The following is a 22,464-nucleotide window of genomic DNA, read 5'->3' as shown; positions in this document are numbered from 1 at the left end:
GAATTTGTTTTAAACACTTTCTCCCCCTTTTAAATTTTTCGAAACATGCGGAAACAAAAGACTTGAAGTTAAAACACCGCCAATTAATCCACCTAAGTGTCCAAAGTTATCAACATTAGGCATTGAAAATCCTATAATCAAATTTACGATTATAACAGATACAATGTTAAAAGTATAATCTTTATTTATCCTGCCTTTCATCTTAATTCCAAATATTAAAGCTGCTCCAAGCAGTCCAAATATGGCTCCTGAAGCTCCAATTGAAATACTCGGCGAAAACTTAAAACTAAAGATTGATGACATTATTCCAGATATAAAATATATAATTATATATTTTGACTTTCCATATATATTTTCAATCAGAGGTCCTAAAGCAACTAGTGCATACATGTTTAAGGTAATATGTATGATACCGCCGTGCAAAAACATGCAGGTAATTAATCTATAATATTCTCCTTGAGAAATGAGACTATTTACCTTTGCTCCAAGAAACACCAATACATTTATATTGCTATCTACAATATTATTGGATAGATAAGCTGTAATAATATAAGCAATTATATTTAAAGCTGCTATAACATATGTAATTATTGGCATTGGGGTCTTTTTCCTCACGTTATCGTGTTTAGTTGTTATTATATTCATACAATAAGCTAATTTATTTGCAGTTTCTTTGAGAGTCGAATCAGAACACAATATATTCTTTTCCACAACGTCGATTAAAATTAATCCACATTGTGGATTAATTTGACTATTATATTGTTTTAAATTTAAGCTGCTTCCTATTGAAACTTCAACTAAGCTTAAATTATTGCATTTTAATTCAGATTTTAAAAAGCTCTTAAGTTCATCTTTATCTAAATGATTTCTATAATTAAAGTCTGAAAAAAATATAACTTCCATGTTATTTTTACCTTTTTTAATTACACCAAAATTGCCAATTAAACCATATGCATTATTGAATTCAACAATATTAAAATTATATAAACGGCACAAACCTTCTATTAAGTTCTTAACAAACCTTTCCATAAGCTTCTCCTTAAAATTATAAAATAATTAACTATATGGGCTGCATTCAAACAAAAATTCAGTATAATTTTATCGAATAAAAATACACAGTATACAATAATAAATCCAAGATTTACTTTATACTGTGTAATAAGATTTTATACATATTATGAAAGAATGTCAAATAACTACCTCACTTATAACAATATTAGTATTCTCTATTAAATCTATTTCATAAATGGGTATTGGTATCATCGTCTCTGCATCATATAATACTCTCACAACTGGTCTATCTGGAAATCCTTTGTTCTGTCTTACAACGTAACCTTCTTTCCCATTTGACAGTCTTACGCAGCAGCCAAGTGGATACACTGAAAAAGTATTCTTAAAATTTTGAACTATCTTATCATCAAAACTCACACCGCTTCCAGCAAGTATTAATTCATATGCATCATTAGGACTAAACTTTTTCCTATAGCATCTATCATTGCTCACAGCATCATATACATCACATATACATACAATTTTAGCAAAGTTGGTTATTTGAAGATCAGTTAGGCCATACGGATAGCCCTTTCCATCTACTCTTTCATGATGCTGACCAACAACTTTGATTACCGAATCAGGTATTGAAATAAATTTCTTTAATATATCAACACCATATATTGGGTGTTTCTTTATTTCATTAAATTCTTCATCAGTTAATTTATCACTTTTATTAAGAACATTTATAGGAACCTCTGTTTTACCTACATCATGAAGTACAGCACCAATTCCAAGTTTTTTTAAATCCCATCCAGTATAATTGCATGATATCCCCAAAAAAGTAGCCATTATGCAGGTATCCAAAGAATGTACATATGTATAATTATCATATGTCTGTATATCATATAAACTGCTGTTTACATCAGCGTCTTCTAATATATAATCTATTAAACTCTCTACAGTAGCTAATGATTTTTTAAGATCTCTGCCATTACAATCGTGAATATTTTTCATTATTCTATTCATACTTTTTATTGAACTTTGCTTTAAACTCATGAGTCTGCTGTCTTCTGCAATTATATCATCTAATCTATCATCATATACATAGATATAAAATACTCCTAATTTTTTTAGTTTATCTATATATAATTGATTTAACTTAACACCTGTTCTTAAAAGAACTTGTCCATTATTAGTTAAAATATTTTTAGCAAGTACATCTCCTACTTTTATCCTATTTATAGATTCAAGTCTCATTTTTTCACCTCTTAATTAGTGTGTTTTTATGAATTTGTAACCCTTTCCAAAATTGAAGGTGTTTACTTATTTACAATTTTTGGTTATTATATTATTATATAATATCTACATTGTAGGAGGCTAATATGAAAAAGTGGTCTATTATTTTATTAATTATATTAGTAACTTCATCATGCATGTTTGCAAAGCATACATATCATAATATTAAGTGTAAAAATATTAACTATGCAGTTCAAAAACATGTTACTACAGGTTTTTTTAATAATTATAGGCTGGCAAGCATTAACAGTACAAAATTATCATTTTCCAATGGAGAGATAGCTGTAGTAAAAGTGGATGGTTCAGCATATAAATCTCCTCATAAAAGATTAATTTATAACGTATTTTTAGAAAAGAATAATAAAGGAATCTGGAAAATAAAAAGAATTTATCCCAGCCAATCAAATTCAAATAATTCTTCAGAATAGGTAACTTTTATCTATTCTTACTTTTTACTTTCTTTTGACACTCCTCGCAAATTCCTTCAATATTCGTTTTTAATCCTTCATCAAATAAATCAAAACCAGTATTATTCTTAATAATCTGTTTAACTTGCTGCATAGGGCAGTCTATTTCTACCCTCTTATGACACATTATGCACTTTAATATGTGTTTATGATGCTCTTTCTTAATTGCATAAACATATCTTTGTTTATCCAAATTAAATCGTATTATTATATTCTTGTTTTCAAATAATTCAAGAGTTCTATAAACCGTTGACAAATCTATATTTTCATTTTTACTTTTACATTCTTCAAATATATATTCAGCACTAATTGCTTTTTCACTCTCAAGTAATATATTAAGTATATTTACTCTGGCTTTAGTAACCTTTAATCCTTTTTTCTTCAAATACTTACTTGTTTCCAAAACAATCTCACCCCAAGTTTCCATTACAAGAATATCATCTTGATACCAAATAGAATAAGTATCGCCCCTCCTACATAATCTGCATACTCACTCAATATTTCAATACGTTTTAAAAATTTTGCAATTAAAAATGCAATACTAGACATAACTAATGTAACAATTCCTATAAATAATGTATATTTTAATACAATAAAATTACTTGCTATATTATTAAATATCGTAAAGCCTATAACTGCTGCATCTATGCTTACTGATACTCCAAGTATAACAAACATCTCTGGTTTTATTAAAATACATTCACTTTTCTTTTCAAATCCTTCTTTTAGCATCATGAGTCCAACTATAACTATTAAGGTTCCTCCTACGATCTCTGGTACAGAGGTTATGTATTTGTTAAATAATACACCTATATAAGACCCTAAAAATGAGAACAAAAACTGAAAAAAGCCAAAAGAAAAAATAAAAAGAAGTTTATCTTTTACAGTTACGCTGTTATTTAAGCCTATAGCTAAAGCTACTCCAAAAGCATCCAAGGAAAGGGCTAATGCAATTAAAAGTAATGAATAAAAATTCACTTTGATTATATCCTCCTTAAACTGTACAATTACTTTCTCTATATATTATTTATGTTTATATAATTAATTTTATAAAAAAATTTTTTATATAAACTCAGTCATAAATACTGCAATTAAAAATTTACAAACTAAGCCTAATTTTTTCACTCATCCATATCTCCATTTACCTACCCTGGACTTACTTTCAGAATTCAACATATTCTACATTTATAATTAAAGCTTACTACATTAACCAACAAAAATACAAGTACTTTATAACATTTTATTACATCTTAAAATAACAAAAAGACACCTCAAGATTCCTTAAAGTGTCTTTTATTTAATATTTATGCATTTTCTGGAGTTTTCGCTAATTCTTCTAATTTAAAAGAAATATCCCAATCATCTAATGCTATATTTTCTTGTAATCTAATTTTAGTAGGAAATGCAAAATTACATACTTTTGCTTTAAGTGGATTAACTACAAAATCATTAAGTTGAAATAAATTGGATTTTACTACATTCCCATTTTGATCTTTTACACTAACAGGCATCTCTTCCAACTTAATTGGTTTAGCTGTTGCATTTCTCATTATAACTGTAACTATTATATTACCATTTTTCTCGATTCCAATGCTAAATTTAGAAATGCTAAATTCCCCTTCATTTAAGTCAGGAAGCTCATCCAAAAAGCTTTCAAATACCATTCTGCTGTTTAAATCTATTATTGGCAAATCTTGATAAGATACTTTAACCTTTTTAAGAACTTTTAATCTTGCATCAAAAGCTATTTTCCAATCATCTAAAGAAATCTTGTCTACATAAACATTCTTTTTTTCAAAGTAAAGTTTTACTGGTCTTGCTGCACCAGATGGAATTTCTCCTAACTCTTCTAGATTAAACATCTGATAAGCTAGTTTTTCATCCTTAGAATTTAATAACATAAATGGTATGTATTTTAAAGCAATACTTCTGGAATATCCATTTCTTATATAAGCCTTAACCTCTAATTTATCTCCTAAGTCATAAGCATAGATGCCGGATACATTTAACTCTCCTTCTTTTATAGGAGGAAGTTTTTCTATCTCATCTGTTAATATTTCTTTTTGAACATCAGACATTACAACTTGATCATGTTCCACAAGTGAGAGAACTGTTGGAACCTCTGCCTTTGCATCTCTCTTAGCACTGCTTGTCTTTGTTTTTTGTACTTTCTTTACCATTATATACCTCCAAGCTTCTATAATTACTACAAACGCTTAAGCATCAATTTCAAATCAACTATAAAATCCCATAAAATTATAGTTAAATACGATAATTTTCATTTTCTAATTTAATATATCATAATAGACTTGTAAAATCAAATGATTTGGGTGAAATTTATTCAATAAAATGCTAATGCAGCTGCTGTATTTTCACAGTACAGGAGAACTGCACTAGTCATTTGTATATAGCCTTTTTGCACTTATTTTCCAAGGCTTTAGTTGTCACTTATAGTAAAATTCTTTTTTATAACTTTTGGATTTAAGGTTTTTCCATCTTTAGACTTTATACCATCTAATATAGTGATAGTATAATCCTTTCCTTGAATGTATCCAGAATAAGGCGGTTTTATGATTATAGTCCTGGAATCTGGACAGCTTAAAGATACATTCATCTCAATTCCCATACTATTTTTAACACTCACATTATCTACTATATCATCACCGTAATTATCATCATCATCGCTGTCAGTACTTTTGCCGAGATTTACTGGTCTATTGAATGTTATTTTCCACCCTTTATTGGAATCAACTTTTTCATTATTCCATGATGAACTCATATTTGTATTAGTTAGTATAGTATAAATATCATCTTTTTTAACTACAGCAGCTCCATCTTCAAAATTAGATGCATAATCATATTTACACTCAACAACAGTATTTCCAAGTCTATCTATGATTCCCCATTTGTCATTTATCTTCACTACAGTCGTACCTTCGTTAAAGTCAGATGCATAATCAAACCTTGGTTCAATTACAGTTTGACCTTTTCTATTTATAAATCCATACTTTGATCCATCAAATACTCTGGCAAGTCCATCTTGGAAAGAATATATGGTTTTAACTTTAGATTTATAATTGATTTTTCCTGTTTCATTTATGAAATAATCTCTTCCACTATATGTTACAATTGCTTTTCCTTCATAGTAATCCGATATATGATCAAATTTAGGTGATACTACAATTTTGCCTGTACTATCTATAATACCACTTAATCCATCTTTAACAACTATAAATGAACCGCTATTTGTAGAAGTTATACTAGTATAATCTATATCTAAAATTGTCTTACCTGTCCTATCTACAACACCATATTTATTATTTCTTGAAACTACTAGTAGATTTTTATTTAAAAAATATACATTGTCAAATTGAGGCTCTAATATAACTTTTCCCGTATCATCTGCAAGACCCCATCTTCCATCTTTCTCCACAGGTGCAATTTTGTCTTGAAATGACTTCATTCTATCAAATTGCAGAACTTTAAAATTTCCGGATTTATCAGTAACTCCCCAATTTCCATCTTTTTTAACAGGTGCTATACCATTATTGAAATCACATGCATCATCAAACTTAGGTGTTATAATTACATTACCTTTTTTATCTACAAAACCGTACTTACCATCTTTCATTATTTTAGCCGTGCCGTCCTCAAAATCATATACATTATCAAATTGAGGAGATACTATAATCTTACCGCTGTCATCTATAAATCCCCATTTTGAATTAATACTAACTTGTGCAATTCCTTCTTTAAAGTCATACATATTATCAAACTCAGGTTCTACTATGACTTTACCTGTTTTATCTATAAAACCATATTTTGAACCCTTTTTTACTCTTGCAATTCCATTATTAAAGTTATCTATAGATATAAATTGAGGCTTTATTATAACCTTTCCAGTACTATCAGCTAATCCATAAAGTCCATTCTTCTCTATTTTTAGTAATCCATATTGAAAACTAGACATACTATTAAATGAGTCACTTGAATTAACATCTAAACATTTAATATCATCATTTGCAAATGCAATATGTGAATTACTATAAAAAAGTAGGGTAGAACAAAAGATAGAAAAAATTAAAATAACTTTAAAATACCTTTTTAGCTTCATTTTTAAAAACCTCCCAATTCTATCCTTTTAAAATAGCTATTAATATGTTTATGAAACTTCAAGCACTTATATGACTTTATTTATCCAATATTTGTATAGTTGTTTCTCTGTCTATTTTTACTCCACTTCCTTCAGTATACGAATAATACAAAGTTGAATCCTTATCGTCCCCTTGAGAAGTATAACCTTCTATAAAATGGCTTGAATTGCTTAAGTTTGAAAAGTAACTGTAGTCTACAATCCTTTCATCATTATAAAAGTACGCATTGGTTGGCTCAACTACAATCCATCCATACTCTGGAAGATAATACTCTGCCCAAGCATGTGCATCATATGATGGATTTAAAGTACTTCTGCTGCTAAATTCTCCTGAATCAACCCAATACCCAGTTACAACTCTTGCAGGAACCCCCGATGCTCTTAAAAGAGCTGTAAATAGCTCTGCATAATCCTCACAAACACCTTTCCCAGTTAAAAGAGCATTTAAAGCTCCCTTATTTCCATTGTTTTGATCATAAGTCATATAAGTATTTACAAATTCGTATGCTTTTTTTGCCTTATAGTAAGGATTATCTATTCTATTAAAAAGCTGTGCTGCCTTGTCTTTTATTTCCGGTGAATTACTTTCTATGTTTTGTTCTGGAGAAGTATATTTACTATAGTCACCAAATTTACTATAATCATTAGAAGTTTTTGATAAATCCTTTGTATACCTTATTCCACTATTTTGGATTGTCCTTGTTGCTTGATACTTTACACTAGTACCTGGTTCAACATAAGCTGATGCAGTCATCTTTTTATGTGAAGAATCATCAGAAGTCAATTTTGCATTTCCTCCTGAAACCTCTAAACTCAAATCCTTTTGATAAGGTGAATTGCTTTGAGTTCCCAAATTAAATGTCAAGTCTACATTAGTAGGCTCCTCTGATGTAACTGTAAAAGTATCTGTGATCTTATAATTATGAGTATCTACAAGATCATAAGCTTGACTTAAGGTTGAAAATTTCATCATTCCAGGACTTTTTAAAGTATTTCCCTTTAGCGATTTTATATTGTTAACATATAATATATAATTTTTTCCCGCTTGATAACTAGTCTTAGGCTTTACAATAATGTAATTTTGACCTGAACTTATATCAATATCAACAGGATTTCCACTTTCATCCTCAACTTTGACGCTGTCATTGTTTGCTGAAGCTGAATCTATATTATCTGAAAACATTATTTTCCATGGCTTGTCTACAGATATGTTTTGCTGTGTTGGAAACACCTTATAAGACAAACTATCTGCCAAAACCATTTTAGGCGTTAGTAAAAATAAAGAAAAAAACATTGAAATAACTAAAAACTTAAATACACTTAAATTCTTATTTTCAACATACTTTGCTGCTGATTTAACATGTTTCATAAGACTCACCAACCTTCTATATATATTCTTAATATAGCATATTAAATAATAAGTAACAATAAAAATAATACTTAATTGTAAAAGCTAACCAAAGTAAATTAGGACTGCCCTAAACTTATTCTTTATTTGAGACAAACCCAATATTAGCATAAAGAAAAATACCAGTTCAATCGAACTGGTATTTTTCCTTACTTGCTTATATTTACAATGTTTTTATTATTTTGAACAGCTTGTACATTTACATTTAAGTCTTTATAAGATTTCTTTAGATCATCAGCATACTTATTAGCAAGTGTTTCAGCATCCTTTTTACTAACATCATTTTTTAATACTATGGCAGCCACTGCTGTTTTATTCCGTACATAGACTTGACCATTGGATACTTCTTTTTCTTTTTTAAGTCTTTGTGTCATTTTACCATCCTGCACTACTTTCTTAGGATCTTTGTCTGGTTTAACCTGACTACTCTTAGTAGAGCAGCCTACCACTGAAATAAGTATGGCAGCTGTAATAAAAAACAAAACTAACTTTTTTAACGCCCGCTTCATAATTAAAATACCTCTCTTTTTAAATTTGCTATAAACATTTTACTACAATACTGATTTGAGGTCAAAACTTGACATTTCCCAATTTGCATGACTAACCTTCAAACTTATTATTGACTGGAATACAATTAAGTAATGTTAAGATAATTTATTATAAAATTAAAAAGACTGGTGTTATACCAATCCTTTTGCTATGTTATATAATCTCCTGACCTATGTCAGGTATGAAATCAAACTAATATGAGATAGAATCTCCTAATCAACACTAGGTATGTAAGAACACTTACTTATTTATAATACCATTAATTTATTATTTAATCAACATAAACCTTAAGTTTTTTTATGATTGCAATTAATTAAAATTATAATTCAAGTGATACTTTTAATTTTGAATTTAGAATATTCTCCACAAAGTTACTTTTTAAAGTAGCTACGTGTCTTCCCAATCTTGCCTTTGATACAACTTTAATTTGTTCACATAAAATTGTACCAGTAACTTTATTTTTTTCACCTTCAACTAACTTATAATCACTATTTCTAAGTTCAATATGTGTAGCTATCTTCTTAGGTCTATTTGATATTGGAACTATTATTGTCGTAGGACTTTTTTCATTTCCAGTATCATTTTGAACAATTATCACAGGTCTAATCTTATTTTCCTCAGACCCAATATTTTTTCCAAGTTGGCACGTCCAGATTTCCCCCCGTTTTGGTATTCTACAGAGACTTTCGGGAACACTGTCATTAATATATATTTTATTATTTGCCCAATGTATATATTCATAAATTTCCTTAATATTATAAGCCCTCTTCCTCAAGTCATGAATTTGTTCGCTGCTTACAATTTTCTTGTTGTTTAGGTCAACATATTCATTTAATAGTTTTTCCGCTATTCTCTTCGTATCTTTGATGTACTTTTCTAATCCCATATTATCCATACCCCTGATCGAACCAATATTCAAAATATTCCTCCTTTCACATGTTTTATTAACATTATATCACAATTTATTCCTTTAATTTAAATATGTTTTCAGGGCTTCATATGATTTCACAATTACAGACCGCAGTATTGCATACTATGGTACATGTTTTGGAGGTTACACTAAACTTTTACAAAATAATTTTCTAATCAGTATTATAGTTAAGGAAATAATGGGAATTATGACTACAAAGATAATGCCATATATGGGGTATATGCTGGAAAGTAAATATGAATAATCTGCATTAGAAGTACTTGCAAAAAATGCCTGTATTATACCTACAATTCCAATTGGGAGAACAAGCGGCTTATAAGATCTTAATTTAAACAATTGTGCTATACCTAAGACAGCCGCATAATACATAATACATACCTTTACAAACGTGTCAAAAAATAAAACCATTGCAATTAAAACTTCAGCCCTTGTTATGATTTCCCCTATTCTTAAAATCCTAGCAATTTGATAACTTGGAATTCTATGTATACTTGCAATATTTCCAAGTACAGCCGTATTTCTTATAATACCCATAAGTAGGAACATTGTACCTATTACATATCCGATATAACTATATTTTTTAATTTTATTTTTGGAGCTGCCTACACATGGAAATATCATAAGTAATGAAATTAATTCACCAAATGTGATACTCAACATAAAGCTTATACCCTGTACAGCATCCTTTAAGTTGATTTGCAAAAATGGTAGAAAGTTTTTTAAACTAGCATCTTTTATTGTAGCTATTGTAATAAATATAATAACGCAAATAGTTGATATTGCAATAATAGGAGTAATTCTTGCTATAGTCTCTATTCCATTTCTTACTGCATACATTGAAACAAATGCAATGCCAAATATGAATACTATCATGTTTGTTTTTTCAAACATATATGTAGTAAAAAAGTCGGACGTATATCTAAAGTTTGAAAATACTATAAGCCCAAAAAAATTTATATATAAAAGCGAAATAACTTTTCCGATATACTTGCCGTATACTATATCATTTATTTCTATTAAATTTTTACCATAAAATTTTGTTCCTAAATATATAAAGATTAAAAATAATGGTATCATCAAAATAGCACTTATTACTGCAATGATTAACATATTTTGTTTTACAACTTCAACTATAAAAGATGCTGTAAGTGCAGATCCTTGAAATAATCCAATAATTAGAAACATTAATTGTGAACTTGATATAACACCATTTTCAATTTTCATAGGTAATACTCTCCTATAATATATTAATATTAAATTCAATCATAATTTAAATGTAATACATTCTTTATAAAATAATTCATAATAACTACTGGATTTAAGACTTGAATGTTAAAAATATAGAGAGTTAATATGATTAATGCGAAAAATATTATTATACAAAATGCTTTAAACTCACGCCAGTACCTTCCTTTAATGAGATTATGTGCTTCAATAAGTACCATGATTATAAGAAATATTATAACTAATAACATCTTTAAACCTCTTTATATATCCTTTGACTTAATTGATTTTATTATTTTCCCGCTTCGTTCTATACTTGCTTTAACATTTACATTAACTTTAATGTTTTTAAAATTTTCTTGCCAGTTAGTCTGCATTTTATTCCATTCTTTTGGATGGTACATATATATAATATCGCCAAATCCAAATACATCAGCATTAATTTGTCTTGCTTTTTCGAGTGTTGATATTACTTCTTTTTTTATTACGTCTTCTTGAATTCTTTCAAATTTTTTGATAATCTCTGGATTAGACTCATCTTCAGAAGAGGTATTTTCAGATATGTCTCCTCTTTCATCTATTTTCATGGTTATATATACTCCATCACTTTTAACTGCTGGTATTATTTTAGATTTAACATTTCTTATTTCAATACTCACTTTTCCATTACCATCTGGCATATTTATTATACTGACCTCACCATTCATATTGCCAGTCCCCCACAAAAAACCCCTTGTTTCTGTCTTATTTAAAACTCCAATCATTTTTTCTTTATTAAATACTGCTGTACTTGTAAGGTATAATGTATTTCTTTTTTCATCTTTACCCACTTTAATTATAGGTGCAACAGGAGCTGTTGTTTTACTCATTAATTTTTGTGAAAATTCCTTTAAATCCACATTAGGTACTTCTGATATATTCTTTTGATTTTCAATTAATTCTCCTATATTTCTTCCTGTAGTTGATTCAATATTGGGATTGGATTTTAGTATTTCAGCTGCAGTTCCATCAGATACAATTATCCATTCTGAAAGACGTGTTTCTCTATTTCGCATAAAAAAATCAATATATTTATCTATTCCTTCTTCAGCAGCACTCTTACCAAATATTATAACTTGATTATGTGGGAAAAAAAGAGTTCTATTTAATTCTCTATTTATGGATTTTATAGCATCAAATATAGTAATCCCTTCTCCTTTTAAATTTAAAAATTTATTGTTTTGACCAACTCCTTCTGCATTTTCTGCAGGAGATTTTATTCCGAGCACCTTAGCAATTTGAATGGTTGTTTGAACATTACTTAAGTTATCTATCTTGTCAATACCAATCCCCATCACAATAGCTAGTTTATTTAGTTCACGAGCATCCCAACAAGAAGTTAAACTTAATGAAATCATGATTAATATTATAATTTTTACATACTTTTTCACTAAATTCACCCCTAATTTAACTTAGACATTTTTAAGCTTATCATCATCTTTAGGTGGTTCTGGCTTTAAATTTTCTCCTTGTCTTTTAATATTTTTAACTCCAATATTATGAGGTCTTTTAGACATTTTCCACATATGAGTTCTTATAAATGAATCCTTGAGATCATCCTTTTCAAGGGGTGCCAGCGGAGATAAATACGGCGTTCCAAATGACCTTATAGATACAACATGGATAAGTGTAACAAGTAATCCAAGTCCTACTCCAAATATACCTAAAGTTCCAGATAATATTAATAATATTATTCTGAGTATTGATGCTGTATCTGTAAAAACTGGAACTACAAAGCTGGAAACTCCCGTAAGTGCAACAACTATAACTAAGATTCCTCCTACAAGTCCTGCAGATACCGCTGCCTGACCTATTACAAGTGCTCCAACAATACTAACTGCCTGACCTATAGGACGTGGAAGTCTTACTCCTGCTTCTCTCAAAATTTCAAATGTTATTACCATTAAACCAGCTTCCATTATTGCTGGAAATGGAACTCCTTCACGACCTGCAGCTATAGTAAATAATAGGGTAGTAGGTATAAGTTCCTGATGAAAAGCTGCTAACATTACATATGTTGCTGGTAATAATATTGTTATAATAAAACAAATAAACCTAAGTATTCTCAAGATAGAAGAATAATATGTTCTTGAGTAATAGTCTTCTGCATTTTGAAATCCTTCAATAAATAGCATTGGTACTGTTAAAATAAATGGAGTTCCATCAACTAAAATGCCTACTTTTCCTTCTAATATTTTAGCAGCTGCAGTATCTGGTTTTTCAGAGTTACCCACAGTTGGAAAAATTGAATATGGTGTATCTTCTATAAACTGTTCAATGTATCCTGATTCTAAAATAGCATCAGTATTTATCCTTTTTAGTCTTTTGCATACTTCCCCTACAAGTTTGGGATTAGCAATTCCCTTTAAATATACAATATATATACTAGTTCTAGTCTGCCTTCCAATTCGAATAGACTTGAAGGTTAAATTTGGATTTCTTATTTTATGACGCAATAATGATATATTTATAGATATATTTTCTGAAAATCCTTCCCTAGGACCTCTAACAACAGCTTCTGTTTTTGATTCTTCAACCCTGCGTCCTTTATAGTCTCTTGAATAGATAATAAGACTTTCATCTAATCCATCAATAAGCAATACAGCATCTCCTGATAAACAGCCATCTACAACTTCATTTATATATTGTGTTTTATTAACTTCGCCTACAGAAATAATGTTACTTTTTATGATATCCATGTCATTGAGTTCAACTTTAATTTCCATATTATTGAGTTTATTATAATTAAATAATTGCATCATGATATTATTTACTGAGGAACCCTTGACCATATCTGACAAGAATATTATAGCAGCATTCATTTTATTATTTTCACCAAATGAAAATGCGCGATAAACTATATCATCACTGCCGCCTAATATATTCTTTAAAATCTTTATGTTTTCGTTAAGATCACATGAAAGTTTAACTTGTTCAGTGTTATCTTCTATATTTTCATCTAAAATCCCTAAATTTTTAAGTCTTATAAAATTTAATTTCTTATATATATACTTAAACATCTTTTTTCCTCTTACTTAACTTTTAATTTTATTCTTATTATCTTTACCAGGACTTTCTTTAAGGTTATCAAAAAAATTTTTATCATTACATTTGACTCTAAAAACGTATAGTAAAAACTGACACATTATATATGATAGTATGATAACTAAATACACCCACGAAACTATACTAAAGAAGGTTGGAAAGATTCCTCTTCCTTCAAATTGCTTTTGTAAAAGTTGAATGATTTTCATAAAAATCACTTCCAAAAACTAAAAATTTTATAATTCAGCTCTTTTCTTTTTAATCAAATACACTATTAGTAAAAGTAAAGGAAATACATTAGAATAAATAATTTGAAAATAAAGTGAATCAAACGGGAACATCCATTTATGATACATATAATTTTTTTCAAATACTATCGAAAACCAAAATAAAATAGCGCTAAATATGAAAAGTATAAGTTTGTACTTTTCAGTTTTAAACAAGCTCTTTAAAGCCAAAATAGTAGCATTTAAATAAACAGACATTTTAAAAAATCCGCCGAAAAATATTATGATTATTGCTATGCTATCTATATTTGTTATTATATTTTCTATATTTATAAGTTTTATTGTTTCTACAAATGGTATAGTTGTAATAGCAGTATACTTAGCACCTAGCACACCTATATTTACAATAGAAGACAAGGTAAGTAATATACCTGATAATAAAATCACTTTCATCGAAACTTTTCTAACGTCTTCTTTTTTAGCTGCATAGCGCCAATACATGAGAAATATATACATTTCTCCAAATGGAAACATAGCTACACTTGGTACTGCTTTAATTATTGGCATAATTCCATTAGGTGCAATTGGCATTAGTCTTTTAAAATCTAACTTTTTTGATAAAGCTAAAAAAATATAAGCCAAAACTATAGAAAAGATGAGAATTGGGAGAATTATTTCACTTGCTCTAGCCAATGTTTCAGTTCCTTTAATTAATGTATATATACTTACAAGTAAAAATAAAAATAAGATAATCCACAATGGTGTTTTAGGAAGTATTGTTATTTTTATAAGTTCTCCAAATTCACGAAGATTTCTTGATGTTACCCATAAACAAGAAAGTATATAAAGACATACAAGTGGAATTCCAAATAGCTTTCCCAATATGGCAATAATTATTTCAACAAAATTTTTATCTGGAAATGAATTTTGCAATTCTGTATAAACCCAAATGAACCCTGTTCCAATTAATAATGCAATCAATATTACAATCCATGCATCTTGCTTTGCATCTATTCCAAGTGCAAAAAGTGTTGTACTTCCTATTTCAAATGTTAGCATTAATGTAAAAAGTTGATGATTGCTCAATCGTATCATTATAGGTTTCCTCTTAACGGTTAATAATTTACTTATAGTATTACCAAATAGCCTTTTAATATGTAAAGACTGCATATTGCTATACTGCAATTCGTAATATGCATATATTGCGTATCAAGCATTGTTGTTAGATATATGCAGCATAAGGACAAACTTAACTCATACTCCAAGGTATACTCACAAACTTCAGCACTTTAAAAAAGTTTTAACATTTCTAAGCTCGTCTTTTGAAAATTTAAGCAGATTATATAAACTCGCAAAGCTCAAACATATATAATCTACTAAAACTTTTCCAAAAGACTTCGCTAAGAACTGTAAAAAACTTTTTAAATGTGCCTTCAGTTTGCAAGTATACCTTTGCGTATGAGCCAAGTTTGTCCTTATCACGTATATAACTGTTAACAATATTTTATACATCAATTTATACAAATGTTCCATTAAGTATTGTATATATTTGCTTATTTAAATGGCTGATAAAACATAATAAAAATAGATTTAAATCAGCAAATTATATATCATAAGTGGAATAATTCGTTTAGTGATTTTGAGACGATAGTCTCTTGAAATATATATTTTTGTGGATTTTTATGTATGTAATTAAATTAATCTAAAACTTAGACGATGAGGCTCTGATTTTCATGCTCAAATCGCAAGTGTAACTGTAAATCTTATTCTGTATGTATTTCTTTCGTAATATCGTAGAATTAATATATATGAATCATCAGGTGGATTATTTGACATGATAAAAATTTAGCTGAAAGGTTAAGAAAAATTTTTAGTGAATTATTACAAATAATTATTGATACTGATTAATAAAATTTAAAATTCCGATGCTGCGCATTTTATTATTGATTTTCTTAAAGCTTTTGTAGCAAATAAAACTAAGTATAAAATTAATGGTCTATCGACCTGAGGGCTTTTCAGCCTTAGTAAGTGCAAGATAAGTATTTATAATTACTTCAACATAATTTATAATACTAATATATACAGATGGTACAGTTAGCATTTTGTATTGTAAATTACGCTTAAGCAAAAATAAATTTAAACTGCAGAAAGCTGATATATGCCTTAAAGAACATTGGAGCAAACCTTAAAGTTCTTTATTGTTTTATTTAAAAATGTCGTAATTCGGATCAGGACGATCCGGGCTTTGAGCGTGCCAGGACGGCACATGCGAAAAGGTAGACATTTTTAAATAAAACAATTATTAGAACTTTTGGTGAAGCGGCAGGTTCTTTGAGGCATATATCAGCCGATGCAGTTTGAATTTATTTTGCTGCAATGCAATGCTTGATACGCAATATATGCAAGTTATGAATTGTAGATTGCAATAAACTCCAATAGGCGTTATTTTTCTATCTGACTTAATATATCATGCTCAACCTTAGATATATCAGGGACATAACTTTTCAGTAATTTCATTTTTCCTTCAAATTTATACTTTCCAAGTGATGCTGGAATTAGGAGACTTTCACCCTTATAAATTTTTTCTTTTCCATTTAAATATGTAAGTTTTCCGCTTCCATCTACACAAGTAAATATGTAAAATCTCTCTAGATCGCTGTCTTCTGAAAAATATTCATTTACATCATATAACTCAAGAGAAAATTTTTTTGACAAGCATGCATATGTTTTTATATATCCATCCATCCTTATATTAATTCCTCTACTTTTTTCTCCTCTTAAACTAAAGTCTATAACATCAAGTGCATTGTCAATGTGAAGCTCCCTTCCCCTGTTATAATCATATACTCTATAGGTTATATCACTATTTTGCTGTATTTCAGCAATGATAACACCTTTACATATAGCATGGACCATTCCACTTTTTATAAAATAAATGTCACCCTTTTTTACAGGTACTCTATTTAAGTACTTTTCAACATTACCATTTAAAACTGCCTTTTTAAATTCTTCCCTACTGCATCCATCCTTAGTCCCAACTATTAAACTTGCACCTTCAAAAGCTTCTACTACATACCATGCTTCTGTTTTACCTGATTCATTTTCAACTTTACCAGCATATTTGTCATCAGGATGCACTTGTATTGATAATTTATCAGAAGCATTTATAAGTTTAATAAGTAGTGGAAACCTATCTTTCGAAATCTTTGTTCCAAGTATATTATTTCCCTGTTCTTCTATAAGTTTATCTAGTCTATAACCTTTAAATTTCCCATTTGAAATTATACTTGTGCCGTGGGGATGACAAGCTACGTCCCAGCTTTCACCTATCTTTCCATCCGGAAGATCATCCCTGAATAATTCAAGATCTCTCCCTCCCCATACTTTTTCATAATATAATTTTTCAAACTTTAACGGATACACAATAATTCCTCCCTCTATGGATACAGAGGACAGAGGACAATAAAGGTTGATTTTTTGCTAACGCAAAAAAATCTTTAAATTTATATAAGTTAGCAATGTTTCGCTTTAGCGAAACGAGATATAAAAAATTTAATTAAAGATTTTTCGTAAGCGCAGCGGAGAAAAAACCTCCTTCTCTGTCCTATGTCCTCTGTCTCCTATTTTCTCTATATTTTTAATTAGTCATATATAGGATATTTTTTGCACAATTCATTTACTTCCTGCTTTATGTTAGATAAATCTTTATCTCTGTTTTCTACAACATAATTTATGAAATAAGCAATTTTCTTCATTTCTTCTTCTTTAAATCCTCTTGTAGTAACAGCTGGAGTTCCAATTCTTAATCCACTTGTTATAAAAGGACTTAAAGTTTCAAATGGTACGGTATTTTTATTTACTGTGATTCCAACAGAATCTAAAAGCTTTTCTGCATCTTTTCCAGTAATATTCTTATTAGTTAAGTTTATCAATATAAGATGATTATCAGTACCACCGCTAACTAACTTAAATCCATAATTATTTAATTCTTCTGCTAAAACTTTAGCATTTTTAAGAACTTGATCTATATAACTTTTATACTCATCTTTAAGCGCTTCGCCAAAACATACTGCCTTTGCAGCAATTACGTGCATAAGTGGTCCGCCTTGAATTCCAGGAAATACTGCCTTATCTACTTCTTTAGCATATTTTTCTTTGCATAAGATAACTCCACCCCTTGGACCTCTTAAAGTTTTGTGAGTAGTAGTAGTTACAAAATCTGCATATGGAACTGGTGACATATGTCTTCCCGCAGCTACTATACCTGCTATATGAGCCATATCAACCATCATATAAGCTCCTACTTCATCACAAATTTGTCTTATTCTAGCGAAATCTATTTCCCTTGGATATGCACTTGCTCCTGATACTATCATCTTTGGCTTATTTTTTAATGCTAAATTTCTCATCTCATCATAATCTATAGTTTCAGTTTGTCTATTTACACCATAAGGTATAAAGTTATATAACTTTCCTGAAAAGTTAACAGGACTTCCATGAGTTAAATGTCCTCCATGTGTCAAATTCATACCGAGTACCGTGTCTCCTGGCTTTAGCACTGCTGAATAAACTGACATATTTGCTTGAGCTCCAGAATGAGGTTGAACATTAGCATGTTCTGCCCCAAATAATTTTTTAACTCTATCTCTTGCTAAATTTTCGGCTTCATCAACAATATGACATCCGCCGTAATATCTCTTTCCTGGAAGTCCTTCTGCATACTTATTAGTTAAAAATGATCCCATAGCTTCCATTACTGATTTACTTGTAAAGTTTTCTGAAGCTATAAGTTCTATACCATTTTCCTGTCTTAAGTGCTCTTTTTCTATAATCTCAAATATATCCTTGTCTGTTTTTTTCAAGTTTTCAAAATTCATTTATTTACCCCCTTTAAAATAATAATGTATAATACTGCTAGTCTAAATATATAATTTTTCGATCAAATTTAATTTATATATTTATTAAATTTATATGCATGTTAATTTCAAAATGCACTAAATTATTTCATCTTTAAAGTGAAGCTTTATAGATATTTAATACATCATTCTTATCTAACTTTTTTATTCCTCCAATTTTACCATACCTTACTGCACCTTTAGCCATTTTTTCTAAATTATCTTCTCCAATTCCAACTTCGCTTAATTTGGATGGAATACCTAATAAATTAAAGAATTCTCTTGTCTTTTCTATAGCCATATTTGCTATTTCATATTTATCATTGTTATTATCAAATCCCCATACATTCACTCCATATTCTACAAACTTATCCACTGTACTATCATCAAGAATATATTTCATCCATACGGGAGTTAAAATTGCAAGACCAACTCCATGAGTTATATCATAAAACGCACTCAATTCATGTTCCATTGGATGGACACACCAATTTGAATCCTTACCATAACTAGTAATCCCATTTATTGCTAAACTTGAAGCCCACATCAAGTTTGCCCTTGTCTCATAATTTTGAGGTTCATCTACAGCCTTTTTCCCATAGTTTATACATGTTTTTAAAATAGCTTCTGATATTCTGTTTTGTAGAAATGCTGATTTAGGTCCGCTAAAATAATCTTCAAAAGTATGACTCATTATATCTGCTGTTCCAGCTGCAGTTTGATTTTTAGGTACAGTAAATGTATATGTAGGATCAAGTATAGAAAACTTAGGTGCCATATCAGGATGTCCTGTACCAAGTTTTTCATTTGTATCCATATTGGTTATAACAGCAAATGAATCCATCTCAGAACCAGTTGCTGCAATAGTTAGTATACTTGCAATAGGTAATACCTTTTTTATCCTTGAAGGTGCTCTTACAATATCCCATGGATCTTTTTCATAATAATAGCCTGCAGCTACAACTTTAGAACAATCTATTGTACTTCCTCCACCAACTGCAATAACAATTTCTATATTGTTTTCTCTGCATAACTCTATACCTTTTCTTACAGTAGTTATTCTAGGATTTGGTTCTACACCAGGAAGTTCCCAAAAGTCAATTGAATTTTCTTTTAATAAGTTCACAATATCATCATATAACCCATTTCTCTTAATACTTCCACCGCCATATACAAATAAAACTCTTGATCCATATTTCTTTATCTCTTGTGAAAGTACACTTAATTTACCTTTTCCAAAAAATACTCTTGTTGGAATGGAATAATTAAAATCCATCATCTTTATCACCCCATTTTTTAATAATTCTTATCATATTTTAATTATATCATCTATATTATTGTTTACCAATATTTGTTTCACACTCTATTAACATCCTAAATTACAAATTGTAGATTATATACTACAAATATTTCTTGTAAAATTTTATAATATGTGTTACTTTATTTTTAGGATGGGAAGTATCCTTAGAGAACTTCACCTTTAATTTTATTTAAGTTTTTATTCTGCTTATATCTTTGAATAAGACAGAAAACTAAAAAGTTATGTCATTACCTCAATATGGAGGTGATTCATTGAAAATAGGATTTATAGGAGCCGGTAGAGTAGGCTTTTCACTTGGAAAATACTTTTCCACAAAAGGAATAAATGTATCAGGCTATTATAGTAAAAACTATAATAGTGCAAAAGAAGCATCTATTTTTACATCTTCTACAGCTTATAAGACTTTAAAAGATATAGTATTAAAAAGCAATATACTATTTATTACGACTCCAGATGATCAAATCGAAAAAATTTGGGATGACATAAAACACTTTGATTTAAAAGATAAGCTTATAATTCACACCAGTGGAAGCTTATCATCTAATGTCTTTTCTGATATAAAAAATAAAGGTGCCTTCGGATATTCAATCCATCCAATGTTTCCATTTTCGGATAAATACAATAGCTACAAACAATTAAATAATATCTATTTTTCAATTGAAGGTGATAAAAAATATGCTAATGACCTCAAACTTTTCCTTGAGGATCTTGGAAATAATGTTTTTTTCATCGATTCAAATAAAAAGTCATCATACCACCTTGCAAGTGTAATGGTTTCAAATTTAGTACTTGCACTAATAAGTATAGGTGAAAATTATCTTATAAACTGCGGCGTCGATGAGGATATTGCATTAAAATCCCTATATCCTCTTATCTTTGAAAATATCAAAAATATAGGGGATAAGGGAATACTTGATTCAATTACAGGCCCAGTTCTTCGAGGTGATGTTGGAACAATAAAAAAACATATGACTGTACTTAAAAAAGAGGATTTTGAAGTATATAAAACACTTTCAATGCAGCTATTAAACTTATCTGTTAAAAAAAACGCAGAAAAAAATTATGATAATGTTAGGAGGACTTTAAATGAAAAAAACTTCTGAAAGTTTTAAAAAGCTTAAGAAAACTGATGAAAAAATTACAATGCTCACAGCTTACGATTACTCATCTGCAAAACTCATAGATGCTTCTGGCATAGATGGTATACTTGTTGGCGATTCTCTTGGCATGGTATGCCTTGGATATAAAAATACATTGAGTGTGACAATGGAAGATATGATTCATCATACTAAAGCTGTAGTACGAGGCACTAAAGATGCTCTTGTAGTTTCTGACATGCCTTTTATGTCATATCAAACTTCAGTTTATGATGCTGTAAAAAATGCTGGAAGGCTTGTAAAAGAAGCAGGTGCTGAAGTAGTTAAATTAGAAGGCGGCACTAAAATTTGTGACAAAATAAAAGCTATTGTAGATGCCCAAATTCCAGTAATGGGCCACATAGGATTAACCCCTCAATCAATAAATGCTTTTGGCGGCTTTAAAATACAAGGAAAGGATGAAGAAAAAGCAAGAAGACTAATTGAATCTGCTAAAGACGTAGAAAAAGCTGGAGCTTTTGCAATAGTTCTTGAATGTGTTCCAGATAAAGTTGCTGATATCATTACAAAAAGTGTACACATTCCTACAATAGGAATTGGTGCTGGAAAGTACTGTGATGGTCAGATACTCGTTTATCAGGACATGCTTGGAATGTTTAGTGATTTTAAACCTAAGTTTGTTAAAACCTATGGCGAAATAGGTAAGCAGATGACACAGTGTTTTAAAGAATATATAAAAGAAGTTAAAAATGGTATTTTCCCAGATGAAAGCCACTCATTTAAAATCGACAAAAGTATAATTGAAAAACTTTATTAAGA

21 protein-coding genes are annotated in these 22,464 nt (G+C 29.2%); 3 read left to right on the top strand and 18 right to left on the bottom strand.

The window, feature by feature from the left end:
* Positions 1 to 9: 9 nt before the first annotated feature.
* The gene (locus tag EBB51_RS01690) at positions 10 to 1,029 is read right to left on the bottom strand and encodes a rhomboid family intramembrane serine protease (protein WP_123052853.1); all 1,020 of its coding nucleotides are present in this window, start codon (positions 1,027 to 1,029) and stop codon (positions 10 to 12) included.
* Positions 1,030 to 1,188: 159 nt separating this feature from the next.
* Complete coding sequence (locus EBB51_RS01685) at positions 1,189 to 2,250, bottom strand: HD-GYP domain-containing protein (protein ID WP_123052852.1); 1,062 nt, start codon at positions 2,248 to 2,250, stop codon at positions 1,189 to 1,191.
* 125 nt (positions 2,251 to 2,375) lie between these two features.
* On the opposite strand from EBB51_RS01685, the gene EBB51_RS01680 reads away from it, so the two are divergent.
* Positions 2,376 to 2,717: a hypothetical protein gene (locus EBB51_RS01680; RefSeq protein WP_123052851.1), complete on the top strand. Its 342-nt coding sequence runs from the start codon at positions 2,376 to 2,378 to the stop codon at positions 2,715 to 2,717.
* 7 nt (positions 2,718 to 2,724) lie between these two features.
* On the opposite strand, the gene EBB51_RS01675 is transcribed toward EBB51_RS01680, so the two are convergent.
* From EBB51_RS01675 to EBB51_RS01600, 16 genes are all read right to left on the bottom strand, one after another.
* Entirely contained in the window at positions 2,725 to 3,183 is a 459-nt protein-coding gene (locus tag EBB51_RS01675; RefSeq protein ID WP_243103891.1) for a Fur family transcriptional regulator, read from the bottom strand.
* Positions 3,183 to 3,734, bottom strand: coding sequence for a manganese efflux pump (locus EBB51_RS01670; protein ID WP_123052850.1), 552 nt, complete (start codon positions 3,732 to 3,734; stop codon positions 3,183 to 3,185). Before EBB51_RS01670 ends, EBB51_RS01675 begins: the two co-directional genes overlap by 1 nt.
* A gap of 326 nt (positions 3,735 to 4,060) precedes the next feature.
* Positions 4,061 to 4,936: an SLAP domain-containing protein gene (locus tag EBB51_RS01665; RefSeq protein WP_123052849.1), complete on the bottom strand. Its 876-nt coding sequence runs from the start codon at positions 4,934 to 4,936 to the stop codon at positions 4,061 to 4,063.
* Between the two features lie 257 nt (positions 4,937 to 5,193).
* Positions 5,194 to 6,870 carry a WG repeat-containing protein gene (locus tag EBB51_RS01660; RefSeq protein ID WP_123052848.1) on the bottom strand — a complete coding sequence of 559 codons (1,677 nt, stop codon included), beginning with the start codon at positions 6,868 to 6,870 and terminating at the stop codon, positions 5,194 to 5,196.
* 76 nt (positions 6,871 to 6,946) lie between these two features.
* Complete coding sequence (locus EBB51_RS01655; RefSeq protein ID WP_123052847.1) at positions 6,947 to 8,278, bottom strand: transglutaminase-like domain-containing protein; 1,332 nt, start codon at positions 8,276 to 8,278, stop codon at positions 6,947 to 6,949.
* Between the two features lie 188 nt (positions 8,279 to 8,466).
* Positions 8,467 to 8,826: a hypothetical protein gene (locus tag EBB51_RS01650; protein ID WP_123052846.1), complete on the bottom strand. Its 360-nt coding sequence runs from the start codon at positions 8,824 to 8,826 to the stop codon at positions 8,467 to 8,469.
* Between the two features lie 359 nt (positions 8,827 to 9,185).
* A complete protein-coding gene (locus tag EBB51_RS01645; protein WP_243103932.1) occupies positions 9,186 to 9,779 on the bottom strand; it encodes a type II toxin-antitoxin system PemK/MazF family toxin in 594 nt (197 codons plus the stop codon).
* Between the two features lie 141 nt (positions 9,780 to 9,920).
* Positions 9,921 to 11,021, bottom strand: a complete 1,101-nt coding sequence (locus EBB51_RS01640) for an endospore germination permease (protein ID WP_123052845.1) — start codon at positions 11,019 to 11,021, stop codon at positions 9,921 to 9,923.
* Positions 11,022 to 11,056: 35 nt separating this feature from the next.
* Positions 11,057 to 11,272, bottom strand: coding sequence for a hypothetical protein (locus EBB51_RS01635; RefSeq protein ID WP_123052844.1), 216 nt, complete (start codon positions 11,270 to 11,272; stop codon positions 11,057 to 11,059).
* A gap of 12 nt (positions 11,273 to 11,284) precedes the next feature.
* Positions 11,285 to 12,451: a Ger(x)C family spore germination protein gene (locus EBB51_RS01630; RefSeq protein WP_123052843.1), complete on the bottom strand. Its 1,167-nt coding sequence runs from the start codon at positions 12,449 to 12,451 to the stop codon at positions 11,285 to 11,287.
* Positions 12,452 to 12,472: 21 nt separating this feature from the next.
* Complete coding sequence (locus EBB51_RS01625) at positions 12,473 to 14,080, bottom strand: spore germination protein (RefSeq protein WP_123052842.1); 1,608 nt, start codon at positions 14,078 to 14,080, stop codon at positions 12,473 to 12,475.
* A gap of 15 nt (positions 14,081 to 14,095) precedes the next feature.
* Positions 14,096 to 14,314 (bottom strand): hypothetical protein, encoded by a 219-nt coding sequence (locus EBB51_RS01620; protein ID WP_123052841.1) that lies wholly within the window; start codon positions 14,312 to 14,314, stop codon positions 14,096 to 14,098.
* A 27-nt stretch (positions 14,315 to 14,341) separates the two neighbouring features.
* Positions 14,342 to 15,427, bottom strand: a complete 1,086-nt coding sequence (locus tag EBB51_RS01615; protein WP_123052840.1) for a GerAB/ArcD/ProY family transporter — start codon at positions 15,425 to 15,427, stop codon at positions 14,342 to 14,344.
* Between the two features lie 1,347 nt (positions 15,428 to 16,774).
* Positions 16,775 to 17,755: a type I phosphomannose isomerase catalytic subunit gene (locus tag EBB51_RS01610; protein ID WP_123052839.1), complete on the bottom strand. Its 981-nt coding sequence runs from the start codon at positions 17,753 to 17,755 to the stop codon at positions 16,775 to 16,777.
* A 218-nt stretch (positions 17,756 to 17,973) separates the two neighbouring features.
* Positions 17,974 to 19,209 (bottom strand): serine hydroxymethyltransferase, encoded by a 1,236-nt coding sequence (gene glyA / locus EBB51_RS01605; protein WP_123052838.1) that lies wholly within the window; start codon positions 19,207 to 19,209, stop codon positions 17,974 to 17,976.
* 133 nt (positions 19,210 to 19,342) lie between these two features.
* Positions 19,343 to 20,506, bottom strand: a complete 1,164-nt coding sequence (locus EBB51_RS01600; RefSeq protein ID WP_123052837.1) for an iron-containing alcohol dehydrogenase — start codon at positions 20,504 to 20,506, stop codon at positions 19,343 to 19,345.
* Positions 20,507 to 20,769: 263 nt separating this feature from the next.
* On the opposite strand from EBB51_RS01600, the gene EBB51_RS01595 reads away from it, so the two are divergent.
* Entirely contained in the window at positions 20,770 to 21,651 is an 882-nt protein-coding gene (locus tag EBB51_RS01595; protein ID WP_347560941.1) for a Rossmann-like and DUF2520 domain-containing protein, read from the top strand.
* The gene (panB, locus tag EBB51_RS01590) at positions 21,635 to 22,462 is read left to right on the top strand and encodes a 3-methyl-2-oxobutanoate hydroxymethyltransferase (protein WP_123052835.1); all 828 of its coding nucleotides are present in this window, start codon (positions 21,635 to 21,637) and stop codon (positions 22,460 to 22,462) included. The genes EBB51_RS01595 and panB overlap by 17 nt, the downstream gene beginning before the upstream one ends.
* The last annotated feature ends 2 nt before the right edge of the window (positions 22,463 to 22,464 follow it).

The organism is Clostridium sp. JN-1 (assembly GCF_003718715.1).
Classification (GTDB): Bacteria; Bacillota; Clostridia; order Clostridiales; family Clostridiaceae; genus Clostridium_AV.
The sequence above is the reverse complement of the archived record's forward strand: the minus strand, read 5'-3'. Positions and strand labels throughout refer to the sequence as shown.

Excerpts from the sequence above, each read along its gene's own strand:
- EBB51_RS01655 (WP_123052847.1), bottom strand. The coding sequence starts at position 8,278 with ATGAAACATGTTAAATCAGCAGCAAAGTATGTTGAAAATAAGAATTTA.
- EBB51_RS01660 (WP_123052848.1), bottom strand. The coding sequence starts at position 6,870 with ATGAAGCTAAAAAGGTATTTTAAAGTTATTTTAATTTTTTCTATCTTT.
- EBB51_RS01620 (WP_123052841.1), bottom strand. The coding sequence starts at position 14,314 with ATGAAAATCATTCAACTTTTACAAAAGCAATTTGAAGGAAGAGGAATC.
- EBB51_RS01690 (WP_123052853.1), bottom strand. The coding sequence starts at position 1,029 with ATGGAAAGGTTTGTTAAGAACTTAATAGAAGGTTTGTGCCGTTTATAT.
- EBB51_RS01665 (WP_123052849.1), bottom strand. The coding sequence starts at position 4,936 with ATGGTAAAGAAAGTACAAAAAACAAAGACAAGCAGTGCTAAGAGAGAT.
- EBB51_RS01635 (WP_123052844.1), bottom strand. The coding sequence starts at position 11,272 with ATGTTATTAGTTATAATATTTCTTATAATCATGGTACTTATTGAAGCA.
- EBB51_RS01650 (WP_123052846.1), bottom strand. The coding sequence starts at position 8,826 with ATGAAGCGGGCGTTAAAAAAGTTAGTTTTGTTTTTTATTACAGCTGCC.
- EBB51_RS01685 (WP_123052852.1), bottom strand. The coding sequence starts at position 2,250 with ATGAGACTTGAATCTATAAATAGGATAAAAGTAGGAGATGTACTTGCT.
- EBB51_RS01675 (WP_243103891.1), bottom strand. The coding sequence starts at position 3,183 with ATGGAAACTTGGGGTGAGATTGTTTTGGAAACAAGTAAGTATTTGAAG.
- glyA (WP_123052838.1), bottom strand. The coding sequence starts at position 19,209 with ATGAATTTTGAAAACTTGAAAAAAACAGACAAGGATATATTTGAGATT.
- EBB51_RS01615 (WP_123052840.1), bottom strand. The coding sequence starts at position 15,427 with ATGATACGATTGAGCAATCATCAACTTTTTACATTAATGCTAACATTT.
- EBB51_RS01640 (WP_123052845.1), bottom strand. The coding sequence starts at position 11,021 with ATGAAAATTGAAAATGGTGTTATATCAAGTTCACAATTAATGTTTCTA.
- EBB51_RS01680 (WP_123052851.1), top strand. The coding sequence starts at position 2,376 with ATGAAAAAGTGGTCTATTATTTTATTAATTATATTAGTAACTTCATCA.
- EBB51_RS01595 (WP_347560941.1), top strand. The coding sequence starts at position 20,770 with ATGTCATTACCTCAATATGGAGGTGATTCATTGAAAATAGGATTTATA.
- panB (WP_123052835.1), top strand. The coding sequence starts at position 21,635 with ATGAAAAAAACTTCTGAAAGTTTTAAAAAGCTTAAGAAAACTGATGAA.
- EBB51_RS01625 (WP_123052842.1), bottom strand. The coding sequence starts at position 14,080 with ATGTTTAAGTATATATATAAGAAATTAAATTTTATAAGACTTAAAAAT.
- EBB51_RS01600 (WP_123052837.1), bottom strand. The coding sequence starts at position 20,506 with ATGATGGATTTTAATTATTCCATTCCAACAAGAGTATTTTTTGGAAAA.